The sequence below is a fragment of the Microbispora bryophytorum genome (assembly GCF_043197435.1).
Lineage (GTDB): Bacteria > Actinomycetota > Actinomycetes > Streptosporangiales > Streptosporangiaceae > Microbispora > Microbispora bryophytorum.
Window position 1 is genome coordinate 1 of sequence record NZ_JBICTF010000004.1, and the last position, 14,585, is coordinate 14,585.

Sequence of the window (14,585 nt, forward strand, 5' to 3'; positions counted from 1 at the left end):
CGAGTAGTAGTAGGTGTCGTCCACGCGGAAGACATCGATGTCGGCCAGGTCCTCCCACAACACGGGGTTGGAATAGCTCGACGACGGCGGCCACGGCCCGCTCGTCGGACTCGCCGACGGCGACGGCGACGGGCTGGGGGAGGGACTCGGGGACGGGGACGCCGAGGGGCTGGCACTCGGGCTCGCGCTGGGACTGGCACTGGGACTGGGGCTGGGGCTGGGGCTGGTGACGGTTCCACTGCAGGTGGTGCCGTTCAGCGCGAAGCTCGCCGGCACCGGATTGGACGAGGTCCAGGCGCCGTTGAAGCCGAACGACGTGCTGCCGCCGGTCGGGATGGCGCCGTTGTAGGAGGCGTTGGTCACGGTGACCTGGGAGCCCGACTGCGTGTAGCTGCCGTTCCACAGTTGGCTGATCGTCTGCCCGGCCTGGAACGACCAGGTCAGGCTCCAGCCGTTGACCGGGTCACCCAGGTTGACCACGTCCACGTTGGTGCCGAAGCCGCCCTGCCACTGGTTGGTCACGGTGTAGGTGACCCGGCAGCCGGCGGCGGCGCGGGCGGAGCCGGCGGTCACGATTCCGAGGACGCTCAGCGCCGCGGCCATCCCGGCCGCGAGCCAGCGCCGATGTCGAGTGAAGCGCACGAGAATCTCCAGGGGGATAGGGAGCGCGAACGCGGTGGGCTTGGCGGACTCAGCCCGCGGTGCAGGTCAGTGTGGGCACGCCGTTGGCGCCGTTCCAGGTGCCGAGGAATCCGAACTGGGTGCTCGCGCCCGCGCCGAGCGCACCGTTGTAGCCGACGTTGCGGGCGGTGACCTGGGCGCCGCCGGCGCTGATCTCGGTGCTCCACGACTGGGTGACCGTCTGGCCGTTGCCGAACTGCCAGCCGACCGTCCAGGAGGAGATGGCCGAGCTGCCCGCGGTCACGGTCACCGTCGCCTGGAAGCCGCCGTCCCACTGCCCGGCGATCGCGTACGTTGCCGAGCACCCCGCGCCGCCAGGCGACGGGCTGGTCGAGGGGCTGGCCGACGGGCTGGCCGAGGGACTGGGTGACGGGCTGGGTGACGGGCTGGGACTGGTGCCGGGGCCCTGCCCGATGCTGCCGGGTACCGACTGGAGCGCCGCGTACCAGGCGGCGGCCATCTTGTCGTAGCCGTTGGCGGTGGGGTGGATGCCGTCGATCAGGTCGCCGGTGCTCAGCTTGCTGTGCATGTCGACCAGGTGGACGTGCTTGCCGCTGTTGACCTTGGACTGCACGATGCCGGGGATCGCCGAGTTGAAGTTGCGGGCGGCGGCCTCCTGGCCGGAGTTCGACAGCGGGATGATGGTCGCGACGAACACGTCGGCGTTCGGCGCCGCCGCGGTGATGTGGTCGATCAGCGTGGACAGCCGCTGCGGCGCGCCGGACACGTTGTAGTTCTGCAGCACGTCGTTGGTGCCGATGTGCAACAGAACCGTGCGCGGGGTGGAGTTGCGCAGCCAGCCGTTGATGTTCGCGTCGATCTGGTCGATCCGCCACCCGGGGTGTCCCTCGTGGTCGTGGTCGCCCAGGTTGCCCGGTCCGTTGTACTGCGATCCGACGAAGTCGATCGTGTAGCGGCCCGCGGCCAGGCGCTGCCACAGCCCGATCCGGTAGCCGCCGGGCACCTGCGTGCCCTCGGTGATCGAGTCGCCCAGCGGCATCACCCGCACCCCGCCGTTGGACTCGGCGCGGGCGACGGCGGGCGCGATCGCCAGGACGGTCACGGTCAGAAGCGCGGTGGTCAGCCGGCGTCTCCACCGGCTCTGTCCGCGCTGGTTTGTGAGCGTCAACATCGCTGGTTGGTCAACCCTTCCGTGACGGTGAGGTGGGTGGGCGGGTCCCCGCCGTGGCCGACCCGCACGCCGCCGGGGGCCGGGCTCCGGTAGCGCTCGGCGGCAGTCTTGTTAGCGTTAACATCGGTGCTGCGAGTCGTTCGCTCCTCTCCTCGGATGGCCGGGGCGGTGGTGCGCCGGAGCAAATACGACGTGAGGAGTGCCCGTCAAGTGCGCGCCCGCGCCCTGTTCCGCCCCTCCGTCCGGCCCGCGCGTTTCAACTGGCGGGATGGGACGCGAACGCTCCTCCGGGACGGTCGCGGGGGGTGAAACGTTCATCACGACCGGCATCGCGACGGCCGGTGTCGGGAGCGACAGGAAAATTACATCGGCATGTCAGTGGCATCGATGCAGCGTGATGGCCTCTCGGACCGCTTCGGGCCCCTTTGGGCAGCGAAACGTTCTGGTGACACCCTTGACACGTTTCGAGTCTGATTCCCAGACTGACCCCCGAGGCGGCTCCTCCTGCCGGGGTCGGTGGTGAGCGGCAGGAGCCGCAGTTCCGACGCGACGACGAGCGCGTGCCGTTTCCGCGGCCGTCTGTCCGCGTTCCCTCATTGATTTCGCAGTGGAGGCTCAGGCATGGGCGAAAACCCCTTATCCGCCGGCGGAGGACGGCGGCCACGCGCCGGCACCCGCCGGCTGCTGGTCGCCGGCGCCCTCGGCGTACTCGGCACGGTCACCGCACTCGCGGCGTCCGTTCCCGCCGGCGCCGCCGCAGGCACACTGGGCGCGGCCGCCGCCCAGAGCGGCCGCTACTACGGCGCCGCGATCGCGGCCGGCCACATGAACGACTCGACCTACGTGGCCACCTGGGACCGGGAGTACAACTCCGTCACCCCCGAAAACGAGATGAAGTGGGACGCCACCGAGCCCTCACGCGGCTCGTTCCGCTTCACCTCCGCCGACCAGATCGTCAGCCACGCCCAGAGCAAGGGCATGAAGATCCGCGGCCACACGCTCGTCTGGCACGGCCAGCTGCCCAGCTGGGTCGGCGGCCTGTCCACCAACGACCTGCGCTCGGCCATGGTCAACCACATCAACAACGTGATGGGCCACTACAAGGGCAAGATCTACGCCTGGGACGTGGTCAACGAGGCCTTCGCCGACGGCGGCTCGGTCGGCTCCCTGCGCAGCTCGGTGTTCACCCAGAAACTCGGCAACGGCTTCATCGAAGAGGCCTTCCGCGCCGCGCGCGCGGCCGACCCCAACGCCAAGCTCTGCTACAACGACTACAACATCGACGACGCCAACGCGAACAAGACCCGCGGCGTCTACAACATGGTCAAGGACTTCAAGGCCCGCGGCGTGCCGATCGACTGCGTCGGACTGCAGTCGCACCTGTCCCAGGGATCGGTGCCGTCCAACTACCAGCAGAACATCGCCCAGTTCGCCGCGCTCGGCGTCGACGTCCAGATCACCGAGCTCGACATCGGCGGCTCGGGCTCCGCGCAGGCCGACGCCTACCGCCGGGTCACCCAGGCGTGCACGGCAGTGCCCCGCTGCACCGGCATGACCGTGTGGGGCATCACCGACAAGTACTCCTGGCGCAGCGGCGACAACCCGCTGCTGTTCGACGGCAACTTCAACAAGAAGCAGGCGTACACAGCCGTCCTCGACGCCCTGAACGCGGCGACGCCGAACACCAGCCCGTCGCCGACGATCAGTCCGACACCCAGTCCTACGCCCAGCCCGAACACCAGCCCGAACACCAGTCCGTCCCCGCGTACCAGCCCGTCCTCGACACCGTCTCCGGTGACGGGTGCGTGTTCGGCGACCCTGACGACGGTCAACAGCTGGCCGGGCGGGTTCCAGTCGGAGGTCACCGTACGGGCGGGCGGCTCGGCGGTCGACGGCTGGACCGTGAAGTGGACCTGGCCGGGCGGGCAGACCATCAGCAGCCTGTGGAACGGCACGCAGAGCGTGTCCGGCTCCTCGGTGACCGTCGGCAACGCCGCCTACAACGGCTCGATCGCGGCCGGCTCGTCCACCACCTTCGGCTTCACCGCCAACGGCAGTGCGGCCACTCCCACCCTCACCTGCACCAGCCCCTGACGACATCCGGGGGAAGCGGATCTCCGGTGCGGCGGACCCCCGTCGCACCGGAGGTCCGCCTTCAGTGCTTCGGAGGAGCGGTGCTCTCGCGTACGACGAGGGTCGTGGCGAACTCCTTGCGGTGATGGGGGAGGGGCTCTCCCCTGGAGAGCGTCACCAGCATGGAGGCCGCCGCCCCCGCCATCTCGGTCAGCGGCTGATGGACCGTGGTCAGCGGCGGAATGGCCCACCGCGTCGGGGGCATGTCGTCGAAGCCGACGACGCTGAGGTCCTCGGGGATCCGCAGCCCCAGCTGGTGGGCCGCGTGGTAGACCCCGATGGCCTGGCCGTCGTTGGAGGCGAAGACGGCCGTGGGAGGGTCGGACAGGCGCAGCAGCCGGTGGGTGTGCGTCAGGCCGTCCTCGATCTGGTAGTCGCCCTGGCAGATCAGATCCGGGTCGACGGGCGCTCCGGCCGTGTCGAGCGCGGCGCGGTAGCCGTCGAGACGGGCCCGGCTGGACAACGCGTGCGGCGGCCCGGTGATGATGGCGATCCGCTGGTGGCCCAGCTCCAGCAGGTGGCGTGTGGCGGTGAGCCCGCCGTTCCAGTTGCCCGCGCCCACGGAGGGGACGCGGTGTCCCGGATCGCCGGTCGGGTCGAGGAGGACGAGGGGGATCTTGTGAGTGGCGAGCCGCTCACGCTGGACGTCGGTCAGGCTGGAGAAGACCGCGATGACGCCGGCGGGGCGGCGGCCGAGCACGTCTTCGAGCCAGTCGGCACCGGGGACGTGGTTGCCCTGTAACTCGGAGATCGCCACGGCCATGTGATGGTCGCGCGCGACCTGCCCCACCCCCCGGGCGATCTCCGTCGGGTAGTCGCCCGCCAGTTCGTGGAAGACCAGCTCCAGCACGGCGGCGGGACTGGAGCGCCGCCGCTGCCTGCGGAAGCCGTGCTCGCGGATGAGGCCCTCGATGAGGGCGCGGGTCTCCGGCGCCACCGCGGACCTGCCGTTCACCACTTTGGAGACCGTCGCCTTCGACACTCCCGCGAGTTCGGCGAGCTGCGCGAGGGTCAGCGGTTCGGAGTCGGATGCGGGCGGCTCGTCGACAACGGTCACAAGGCGCAGTCTAACGTCGGGACACGGGGAAAACCCTGAATGTTTCGGCGATTGGCCGAATTGTTTCAGTCGGTCGGCGAGTTCATCCTGCATGCCGCCCACGAAAGTTTTCGTGAAACCGGTTTATCCTGCGAGTATTCCCCCTGCCGCCAGGCACACCGGTGTGCACCCCGGCGCTCTCCGGCATGATGGCATGCATGGCTTCGGAATCCCGGCACATCAGCGTGTGGATCGACCGGCACCCGGCCGACGTCTACGAATACGCGTCGAACCCGGCCAACCTCCCGCAATGGGCCCCGGGGCTGGGCAGCTCAGTGGAGAACGTCGGAGGACGGTGGTACGTGGAGACCCCGTCGGGCCGGGTCGGCCTGGCCTTCGCCGAGCGCAACGACTACGGAGTTCTCGACCACGACGTCACGCTGCCCTCCGGGCAGGTCGTCTACAACCCGATGCGGGTCATCCCCGACGGCGACGTCTGCGAGGTGGTCTTCACCCTGCGCCGCCTTCCGGGGGTGAGCGACGAGGACTTCGCCCGCGACGCGGGCCTCGTCCAGGCCGACCTCACCCGGTTGAAAGCGGTCATGGCACGACCGATGAGGTGAGGGACCGGGCGAGGCATTTCGTAGCATGCGCAGTCGCTTGGGGAAGCTCAGAGGTCTGACTGGTTCGGCGGGTGGATCTCTGGCGTGCAATCGCGAATTCCGCCTGCTGTGGCTCAGCTTCACGATGTCGGTGGCGGCCGACCAGATCTTCCCGGTCACGGTCACCATCGCGGCCCTCAACGCGGGCGGCACCGCGTCGACCGTCGGCGCGATCTTCACCTGCCGGTGGATCGCGTTGATCGTGTTCGCGTTGCTCGGCGGGCTGTGGGCGGACCGGCTGCCCCGCCGTGCGGTGATGGTCGCCTCGATGGGTTTCCAGTGCTGCGTTGCCGCCGTGGGGTTGTGCGGCGCCGCCTCACCGTGGCTTCTCGCGCTCCTGGTCTTCCTCGTCGGAGGGGCGGAGGCCTTCCACCGGCCCGCGTACCAGGCCTGCTTGTCCTCGGTCCTCACCCCCGAACAGCGTCCGGCCGGCGCTGCGCTGACCGCTGTCTCCTGGCGGCTCGGCGCCATGATCGGGCCCGGTCTCGGCGCGTACGTCGTGACGGTGTGGTCCCCCAGGATCGGATTCCTCGCCGTGCTGACGGCCTATCTGCTCGGCCTCGTCCTTCTCCTGCCGTTGCGTGAACCCGTCGTCACACCGGGGCGGCGGGCGTCCGCCGTGCGGGAGATCGCCGACGGCATCTTCGAGGTCGTCCGGCGGCGGTGGGTCCTGGGGATCATCGTCGCCGTCGCGTTCCAGCAGATGCTCACGATCGCGCCGGCGCAGGTCCTGCTGCCTCTCGTCTCCCGCGAGACCTTCGGCGGCGACGCCGTGTACGGAACCGCCCTCGCTCTTCTGTCGGTCGGCGGCCTGGTGGGAGGGCTTGTCAGCATGAGGTGGAAGCCCGGCCGGCCGGGGCTGGCCGCCATCGCCGGGCTCGCCGTCTACGGCGTCGTGCCGCTCGCGCTCGTGTGGCCGGTGTCACCGGGATTCGTGTACGCGTGCTACATCACCGCGGGCCTGGGGCTGGAGATCTTCGCCGTGCAGTGGGTGGTGAACCTCCAGCGGGAGATCCCTCCGGAGCGGCTCGCCCGGGTCACCTCCGTCGACTGGCTGGCCGCCTCGGTCATGACGCCCCTCGGCCTGACGCTCACCGGTCCGGCCGTCGCTGCGATCGGCCGCCCGGCGCTTCTGGCGATCGGCGCGGTGGCCGGATTCGCCGTGCCGCTGGCCACCGTGTTCCTCCGCGGGATGACGCGTTTCCGGAGCGACGTGACCTCGTTGAATTACGGTCACAGCCCATGAGGATCCTCATCGTGGGCGGCAGCCCTACCGCTGCCGACGGCTCAGGCGAGGATCTCGACGTACCCGCCGGTTCCGTGAACGCGGATCCGCTGCCCGTCCCGGATCAGCCGGGTGGCCTGCTCCACCCCCACGACGGCCGGCAGGCCGTACTCCCGCGCGATGACCGCGCCGTGCGTCATGAGGCCGCCCACCTCCGTCACCAGTCCGGCGACGGAGACGAACAGGGGAGTCCAGCTGGGGTCGGTGTACGCGGTGACCAGGATGTCGCCCGCCTCAAGGTCGGCCTGAGCCATGTCCAGGATCACACGGGCGCGGCCCTCGACGGTCCCGGCCGAGACGGGGAGCCCGGCAAGCGCGCCGGGTGGGGCGTCGTCACGCCGATACCCGCCGGTGACGGCCTCGCCGTCCGAGGTGAGGACCCGGGGCGGTGTGAGCGCCTCGTACGACCGGAACGCCTCCCGCCTTTCCCCGATGAGCTGGGCGTCCACGTCGCCGGTGCGCACGACCTCCCGCAACTCCTCGAACCGGAGGAAGAAGATGTCGTCCTTCTCGCGCAGGACGCCGGACCGGACAAGGCGATCGGCTTCTCCCAGCAACGCCTGCTTGTAGGCGAAGTAGCGGCTGACCATGCCGTATTTGGGGTACTCCCGGTATCCGGCGAAGGTGCGGACGCGGTCGATCATCCGCTTGGTCTCCTCGGCCTTCTGCTCCCCGCCGGGCAGGGCGCGCAAGCGCGTGAGCAGCTCCTGCTCCTTGCGCCGCGACTCCCGGCGTCCTTGTTCGAAGCGTCGCTTGCCCGCGCCCGGCTCGAAGTTCTTGACGTTGCCGAGGATGGCGGGCACGAGCATGGCGGGTCGCTCACTCCAGCGCGTTCTGGTGATGTCGATCTCGCCCGCGCAGCGCATGCCGTACTGGTCGAGGTAGCCCCGGACGGCGTCACGCGCCTCCCGTCCGCCGGGCAGCCCGGCCAGCTCGTCGAGGAAGCCGTCGCCCTCGCGGCCTTCGTCCATGACGCGCTGCAGGAACGCCACGACGTCCGCGTACGGCCGGATCGTGTCGGCGACGTCGAGGAGCGCCAGCCCCATCTCCGACGTGACGTTGTGGGGCACGGATTGCGTGAGCGCGTCCGCCGCGTTCTTCTCGCCCAGCCACTCGTCGAGGTGGTCGTTGAGCCACCAGGTCGCCTCCATCCCCGCCATGATCACCCGAGAGCTCAGCGGATCGAACAGGACGCGCTTCAGCTCCGCGATGTCGGTCAGGATGAAGTCGAGCAGCGCCGGCCCGGACAGACCCTGGATCTCGCGCCGCAGGGTGGCGACGGACGCCTCGCTGTGTCGGATCAGCCGGGTGACGACGTCCGGATCGGTCTCGATCGGGGCGGGCGCGGGGCCGGCGGATGTGGGGCCGGACGCCTCGTCCGGGAGTGAGCGGACAAAACCGCGGTCGAGTACGGCCTGCAGCGCGTCCCGGACCAGCGGGTCGGAACTCCCGAAGGTCCCGAGGAGGCGCGCGCGGCCCGCGGGTGTCGCCAGGACGGGGGCCACGTCGACGAACAATCGTCCGCCCGCCTCATGCATGGGCCGCGGGGTGGTGAGCTGCCACAGGGACAGTCCCAGCGGCTTCATCGCGTCGGTCATCATCTGCTGGTGACCGACGGAGACGTAGACGTGGTTGTCCTGGTCGTCGGTCGCGGGGAGGGGAAACAGGGTGGTGATCGCCCGGCTCTGGACGATGTGGAAGTCGTCGCCGGCCAGGCACCATTCGATGTCCTGGGGCCGGCCGAAGTGCGCCTCGATCCGCCGGCCCAGCCGTACCAGGCGCACGACCTGCGCATCCGTCAGAGCCGGCCGCGGCTTGGTGGCGACGGCTGCGGCGGCCGTCCTGGAGACGACCTGGTCGTCGCGCACCGTGTAGACGTCTCCGGAGACCAGACCGGAGACAAGCGCGTCGCCGAGCCCCCAACCGGCCTCCACGGTGGCGATCTTCCGATTCGAGGTCACGGGGTCGGCGGTGAACAGGATCCCGGCCGCGTCGGAGAACACCATCCGCTGCACGACCACGGCCATCCGCACCTTCCGGTCGTCGAAGCCGTTATGGCGCCGGTAGGTCACCGCCCGCTCGGTGAACAGCGATGCCCAGCACCGCCGGACGTGCCGAAGGATCTCCGTCAGGCCCACGATGTTCAGGTAGGAGTCCTGCTGGCCGGCGAAGGACGCGGTCGGCAGGTCCTCGGCCGTCGCGCTGGAACGCACCGCGTAGGAGTCCTGCTCCCCGAGCCGGGCAAGCGATTCGCCGATCGCCGCCACGAGGTCGTCGGGCAACACGACGCCCTCGACGGCCCGGCGGATGTCCGCGCTCAGGGCGCGGATCGCCGCGCGGTCGTCCGGTTCCACCCGCGACAGCAGGTCAAGCTGAGCGTCGATCGACGGGACATCGGCCACGACCCGCCGGAAGGCGTCCGTCGTGACGCAGAAGCCGTCCGGCACGCGGATGCCGTCGATTCGCGAGAGCTCGCCGAGGTGCGCCCCCTTTCCGCCGACGTCCGCGACATTCGTCGAGTCGATGTGCTCGAAACCCATCACATAGCGCAATTCGCCTGCTCCATCGTTCGTCGGGCCGGTTCGACCGTACCGGCAGATACTGCCGCCGGAGCCGACGAAACCGCCAGGTCAGAGGTGAAACCGGCATGAAGCCGCGATGAAGCCGGCAACGCGGAAGCTCATCTCGGACGCCGGGAGGTACCCGGCGGAGAGAGGAGACGCGTCATGGCGGACCTCAGTGCCGTCCGGGCCGAAGGCCTGGTCAAGAACTTCGGGGACTTCCGGGCCGTGGACGGCATCGACCTCGACGTACGGCAAGGCGAGATCTTCGGGGTCCTGGGCCCGAACGGAGCGGGTAAGACCACGATGCTCCGGATGCTCGCGACCCTGCTTCCCATCGACGGCGGCCACGCGGAGATCTTCGGCGTCGACGTGCGGCGGGAACCCCACCGCATCCGGCAGCTGGTGGGCGTCACCGGCCAGTACGCCTCGGTGGACGAGGACCTGACCGCCAGGGAGAACCTCTGGCTGTTCGCCCGCCTGCAGGGCCTGGCGAGCACCCGAGCCAAGAGCATCGCCGGTGACCTGCTCGAACGCTTCGACCTCCAGGAGGCGGCCGACCGTCCCCTGTCCCAGTTCAGCGGCGGCATGCGCCGTCGCCTGGACCTGGCGTCGAGCCTCATCACCCGCCCACCCCTGATCTTCCTGGACGAACCCACGACCGGCCTCGACCCGAGAACCCGAGGCCAGATGTGGGACACCATCCGCGAGCTGGTCACCGATGGCTCCACGATCCTCCTGACCACCCAATACCTGGACGAGGCCGACCAGCTGGCCGATCGCATCGCCGTGATCGACCGAGGCCGGAAGGTCGCCGAGGACATCCCCGACGCCCTGAAGACCCAGGTCGGCGACTCGACCCTGCAGCTCAGGCTCGCGGACGCCTCCGACACCGCCCTGGCCGCCGACGTCGTACGCCGGTTGCTGGGCGAGGAGCCGGTCCTGACCCCGGAGTCGGGACGCATGAACATCCCCCTCCCCGACCCCGATCGGGCCGCGGACGTCCTGATCGGCCTGCGCGAAGCAGGCCTCGGCATCTCCTCGGTGAGCGTCGCCAAGCCGACGCTGGACGAGGTCTTCCTGGCGCTGACCGGCCACGGCACCCACGAATCCCAGATGGAGGCGACTCGATGACCACCACGACCACCGCGACCCCGCTCGGCTCCCGGCGCGTCGACCCGTCCGCCGCGGTGGCCCGCACCACGTCCCACCCCTCGTTCCAGGAAACCTGGGTCCAGACCCTGGCGATGGCGTGGCGGGGCCTGAAGAAGATGCGCCGCAAGCCCGAGCAGTTCTTCGACGTTCTCATCCAGCCCTTGCTGTTCACGGCGATGTTCGCGTTCATCTTCGGCGGCGCGATCTCCGGCAGTGTGTCGGACTACCTCCCGGTGCTGATCCCCGGCATCCTCGCCCAGACGGCCATGACCGTCTGCATGGCGACGGGCGTGCAACTGCGCGAAGACATGGACAAGGGGGTGTTCGACCGCTTCAAGTCCCTGCCGATCGCGAGGATCGCCCCCCTGGCCGGCCCGATGATCGCCGACCTGATCCGCTACGGCATCGCGTCGGTGCTGACGGTCGCCACCGGCCTGGCCATCGGTTACCGTCCCGGCGGTGGGGTGCTCGGCTGCGTCGGCGGCGTCGCACTCACCGTGGTCGCGGGCTGGTCGCTGGCGTGGATCTTCACCTGGCTGGGCACGATCGCGCGCTCGGCGCAGAGCGTCCAGGGCATCTCAATGATGATCATGTTCCCGCTCACCTTCCTGTCCAACGCCTTCGTCCCCGCCGACACGCTGCCCGACTGGCTGGAGGCGTTCGTGAAGGTCAACCCGGTGTCGCACGTCGTCTCCGCGGTGCGTGACCTGCTCAACGACGGGGCCGTGACGGGCGAGGTCGGCTGGGCGGTCTTCGGCTGCGCGGTCGTCGTGGCGATCTTCGCTCCGCTGGCGGTCCGGTCGTACTCCCGCAAGATGTAGCCGGTGTCAGACCACCCGCTCCAGAACGGCGCGCGCCTCGGCCAGCAGGGCCGGGCCGCGCCGTTCGCCGTATTCGGTCTCGATCCGGGAGATGGCGCCGGGGGCGATCCGTTCGGCGTGCGCGGACAGCACCGACCACTGCATCGTCGGGACGAACCGGTTGTAGGCGAACCGGTCGGCGAGCACGAGCAGCCGCACCGCCTCCTCGACCGGTAGCGCCCCCCTTCGCAGGCCCCAGATGCCCAGCCCGGCGAGCACCATCCCCACCAGCGGGTAGTCCCTGAAGGCGTGGTCGGAGTCGAACGCGATCAGGACCTTGGCTCGCAGCGACGCGAAGAGGTCCGCGCCGTCGTCGCCCCCGCCGTACTCCGCGAACGCCGAGACCGCGACGACCTCGCCGACGATGGCCCACATCGTCGAACCCTCCGGCACGCCCGGCATGCGCAGGTTCCGGAGCGCCTCGGCGGTCTCGCGGTGCTGCCGCAGTCCCTCGGCGATGTCGCCGTCGACGAGGGCCAACTGGGCTATTCCGGAGGCGACCGCCAGGACCTCGCCGTAGGTGCCCTGGGAGGCGACCGTCTCCAGTTCGTCGAGCATCCTCGCGGCGTCGTCTCGGCGGCCCTCGGCGAGCGCCGACATGGCGAGGGTGGCGCGGATCTGTACGGCGTCCTCCACCGCCCCGAGGCGTTCGAGCACGGGGATTGCCTCGGTGGCATGCAGGGAGGCCGACGCGGAGTCACCGAGGTGCGCGTACAGAGCGGCGAGGTGGATGCGCAGCACCGCCCGGTGCCAGGGACCGTCGTCGTCGCCGACGAGTGCGAGGGCGGCCTGGGCCGCTTCGACGGCGCCGACCGGGTCGCCGGTGTTCTCCCGGCCGTGGCTCAGCCAGTGCAGCGCGATCCGGCGAGTCAGCGGGTCGGGGTCGGCGGCCAGCTTTTCCAGGCCGCGCTCCTGGTCCGACAGCATGGTGAGCAGTGCGGTCACCAGCGCCCGCACGGCCGGGTTCGCCGAGTCGGCGCCCAGCTCGGACAGCAGCCGCGTCAGTGTCCCGGTCTCTTCGAGGGAGATGACGCTGGTGGTGAACAGCGCGATGCTCAGGGCCAGCCGGGTCCGGTCGAGGAGCCGGGGCGGAGGCGTCCAGTCGCTCAGGGCGGCGGCGATGGCCGGAGTGAGGACGACGGTGCGCGTATGGTTCCCGCAGATCGTCCAGTAGGCGCCCAGAGCGGAGAACAGCACCACGATCGTCTCCGGAGCGGGATCGGCGAGGGCCTCGCGCAGGACGTCGGCGAGGTTCGTCTCCTCGGCACGCAGCCGGTCCATCGCGTCGACCTGCTCCGGCGAGTACAGCCGTGCGCCGTGCCGGTCGGCGTAACCGACGGCCCAGGCGCGTACGGCGGCCCGTGCGTCGGCGGTCTCGCCGGCCGAGTCCAGCCGCATACGGCCGAATTCGCGCACCGTCTCCAGCATGCGATATCGGACGCCGTCGGCTGTCTCCACGACGGTGAGCAGGGACTGCTCCACGAGCTCCTCGACGTCGCCGAGAGCGTCGTCGCCGAGCACCTCCTCCGCCGCGTCCAGGGTGAAGCCGTCCGGGAAGGCCGAGAGGCGGCGCAGGGCCCGGCGCTCCCGCTCGCCGAGAAGGTTCCAGGACCAGTCGATCACCGCCAGCAGCGTCTGGTGCCGGAAGGGGGCGCTCCGATCGCCGCCGCGCAGCAGCGCGAACCGGTCCGCCAGCCGCCGGGCGATCTCGGCCGGTGACATCACCCTCACCTTGGCGGCGGCCAGTTCGATCGCGAGCGGCAGGCCGTCCAAGCGGGACACGACGGCGCGTACGTCGTCCTCGTCGAGGTGCACACCGGGCCGGGCCGCGGTCGCGCGGTCGCCGAACAGCTTGACGGCGTCAGCGGTTCCCAACTGGGGCAGCGGATAGGCGCGTTCGGCGGCGATCGCCAGCGGCGAGCGGGTCGTGGTGAGGACGCGCAGCTCCCGGGTGGTCGCGGTCAGATAGGCGACCAGGTCGGCGACCGCCTCCACCAGATGCTCGCAGTTGTCGAGGACCAGCAGCGTCGGGGCCAGATCGAGCTGCTGGGCGATCCGGGCCCTGATGTCGGCGCGCTGCTGCGGGGTGAGCGTGCGGCGCCCTGTCACCGAGTCGCGGACGCCGAGCGCGGACCCGACCTCGCCGACCAGGTCCTCGGGCGCGGTCACGCCGACCAGTTCGACGAAGTGCACCACCGGCTGCGAGGCCTCGCGGGCGACGGCATGGGCGAGCCGGGTCTTGCCGAGCCCGCCAGGACCGAGGATCGAGACCACCCGTGAGGTGGCGAGCAGCGCCCGCACCTGCCGGAGATCGTCGTCGCGGCCGAGCAGCGGGGTGGTCTCGAACCGAACGCCGGCGCGTACGGGGCTGTCGAGTGCCAGCAGCTCACGATGGATGCGTCGCAGCTCAGGGCCGACGTCGGCGCCGATCCGGTCGCGCAGGCCGGACCGGTAACGCTCGAAGCGGTCAAGTGCGGCGCCCGTTCCGCGCACCGCCGCCTCGCTGTGCAGGAGGTCGGCGAGCAGTCCCTCGTCCTCGGGGTGGAGCCGCACCGCCTCCTCGATTTCGGGCAGGGCGAGGTCGTGGTCGCCGCTGCGGCTGCGGGCCCGGGCGAGCACGACCCGCGCGGCCGCCAGATCGCGTTCCGCGCGCTGGCGCGCCTCGGCCAGCGGGCCGCCGCCCTCTGGCGGCAGCGCTCCGACGCCCAGCGCGAGCGCCTCCTGCGCCGCCGTGACCGCCGCGGCCGGATCCTCGGCGAGCAGCGCCCGCGCGCGGTCCGACAGACGGTGTAGCCGGCCCGCGTCGACCCGCTCGGGCGGGACCTCGAGCCGGTAGCCGCCCCCCTCCGTGACCAGCGTCTCCGCCCCCACGACCGACCTGGTCCGGGACACCAGGACCTGCAGCGCCTTCGCCGGATTGGCCGGTTCGCTGTCCCCCCACACCTCCGCGACGAGCTGATCCGCGTTCACGGTCCGGCAGGCGAGCGCGAGGGCCGCGAGCAGTGCCTGGGCCCTCTCGCCGACCACCGGCTGCCCCCGCCACCGCACACGGTCGAGCAGGGTCAGATCGATCGGCATGG

General features: G+C 70.6%; 10 protein-coding genes. 5 read left to right on the plus strand and 5 right to left on the minus strand.

The window, feature by feature from the left end; translation table 11 throughout:
• On the minus strand, nucleotides 1-642 hold a 642-nt coding region (locus ACGFIB_RS13400), incomplete at its 3' end, for a cellulose-binding domain-containing protein (protein ID WP_393371491.1).
• Nucleotides 643-691: 49 nt separating this feature from the next.
• Complete coding sequence (locus ACGFIB_RS13405) at nucleotides 692-1,813, minus strand: cellulose binding domain-containing protein (RefSeq protein ID WP_393371495.1); 1,122 nt, start codon at nucleotides 1,811-1,813, stop codon at nucleotides 692-694.
• 621 nt (nucleotides 1,814-2,434) lie between these two features.
• On the opposite strand from ACGFIB_RS13405, the gene ACGFIB_RS13410 reads away from it, so the two are divergent.
• Nucleotides 2,435-3,907 (plus strand): endo-1,4-beta-xylanase, encoded by a 1,473-nt coding sequence (locus ACGFIB_RS13410; RefSeq protein WP_393371498.1) that lies wholly within the window; start codon nucleotides 2,435-2,437, stop codon nucleotides 3,905-3,907.
• Between the two features lie 61 nt (nucleotides 3,908-3,968).
• On the opposite strand, the gene ACGFIB_RS13415 is transcribed toward ACGFIB_RS13410, so the two are convergent.
• Nucleotides 3,969-5,003 (minus strand): LacI family DNA-binding transcriptional regulator, encoded by a 1,035-nt coding sequence (locus ACGFIB_RS13415; protein ID WP_142574332.1) that lies wholly within the window; start codon nucleotides 5,001-5,003, stop codon nucleotides 3,969-3,971.
• Between the two features lie 197 nt (nucleotides 5,004-5,200).
• Between ACGFIB_RS13415 and ACGFIB_RS13420 the strand changes: the two genes are divergently transcribed.
• A complete protein-coding gene (locus ACGFIB_RS13420; protein ID WP_393371502.1) occupies nucleotides 5,201-5,605 on the plus strand; it encodes an SRPBCC family protein in 405 nt (134 codons plus the stop codon).
• Between the two features lie 37 nt (nucleotides 5,606-5,642).
• Nucleotides 5,643-6,890: an MFS transporter gene (locus tag ACGFIB_RS13425; protein ID WP_393371505.1), complete on the plus strand. Its 1,248-nt coding sequence runs from the start codon at nucleotides 5,643-5,645 to the stop codon at nucleotides 6,888-6,890.
• Nucleotides 6,891-6,931: 41 nt separating this feature from the next.
• On the opposite strand, the gene rph is transcribed toward ACGFIB_RS13425, so the two are convergent.
• Entirely contained in the window at nucleotides 6,932-9,472 is a 2,541-nt protein-coding gene (rph, locus tag ACGFIB_RS13430) for a rifamycin-inactivating phosphotransferase (RefSeq protein WP_393372763.1), read from the minus strand.
• 183 nt (nucleotides 9,473-9,655) lie between these two features.
• On the opposite strand from rph, the gene ACGFIB_RS13435 reads away from it, so the two are divergent.
• Together ACGFIB_RS13435 and ACGFIB_RS13440 are read left to right on the plus strand one after the other, a co-directional pair.
• Complete coding sequence (locus ACGFIB_RS13435; protein ID WP_393371508.1) at nucleotides 9,656-10,624, plus strand: ATP-binding cassette domain-containing protein; 969 nt, start codon at nucleotides 9,656-9,658, stop codon at nucleotides 10,622-10,624.
• Entirely contained in the window at nucleotides 10,621-11,466 is an 846-nt protein-coding gene (locus tag ACGFIB_RS13440) for an ABC transporter permease (protein WP_142574336.1), read from the plus strand. Before ACGFIB_RS13435 ends, ACGFIB_RS13440 begins: the two co-directional genes overlap by 4 nt.
• A 6-nt stretch (nucleotides 11,467-11,472) precedes the next feature.
• Here the strand turns inward: ACGFIB_RS13440 and ACGFIB_RS13445 are convergent, their stop codons facing one another.
• Complete coding sequence (locus ACGFIB_RS13445) at nucleotides 11,473-14,583, minus strand: ATP-binding protein (protein ID WP_393371512.1); 3,111 nt, start codon at nucleotides 14,581-14,583, stop codon at nucleotides 11,473-11,475.
• Nucleotides 14,584-14,585 lie beyond the last annotated feature (2 nt).

Bases quoted from the DNA above. Each gene is read 5' to 3' on its own strand.
- ACGFIB_RS13440 (WP_142574336.1), top strand. From the start codon at position 10,621: ATGACCACCACGACCACCGCGACCCCGCTCGGCTCCCGGCGCGTCGAC.
- ACGFIB_RS13405 (WP_393371495.1), bottom strand. From the start codon at position 1,813: ATGTTGACGCTCACAAACCAGCGCGGACAGAGCCGGTGGAGACGCCGG.
- ACGFIB_RS13410 (WP_393371498.1), top strand. From the start codon at position 2,435: ATGGGCGAAAACCCCTTATCCGCCGGCGGAGGACGGCGGCCACGCGCC.
- ACGFIB_RS13435 (WP_393371508.1), top strand. From the start codon at position 9,656: ATGGCGGACCTCAGTGCCGTCCGGGCCGAAGGCCTGGTCAAGAACTTC.
- ACGFIB_RS13420 (WP_393371502.1), top strand. From the start codon at position 5,201: ATGGCTTCGGAATCCCGGCACATCAGCGTGTGGATCGACCGGCACCCG.
- ACGFIB_RS13445 (WP_393371512.1), bottom strand. From the start codon at position 14,583: ATGCCGATCGATCTGACCCTGCTCGACCGTGTGCGGTGGCGGGGGCAG.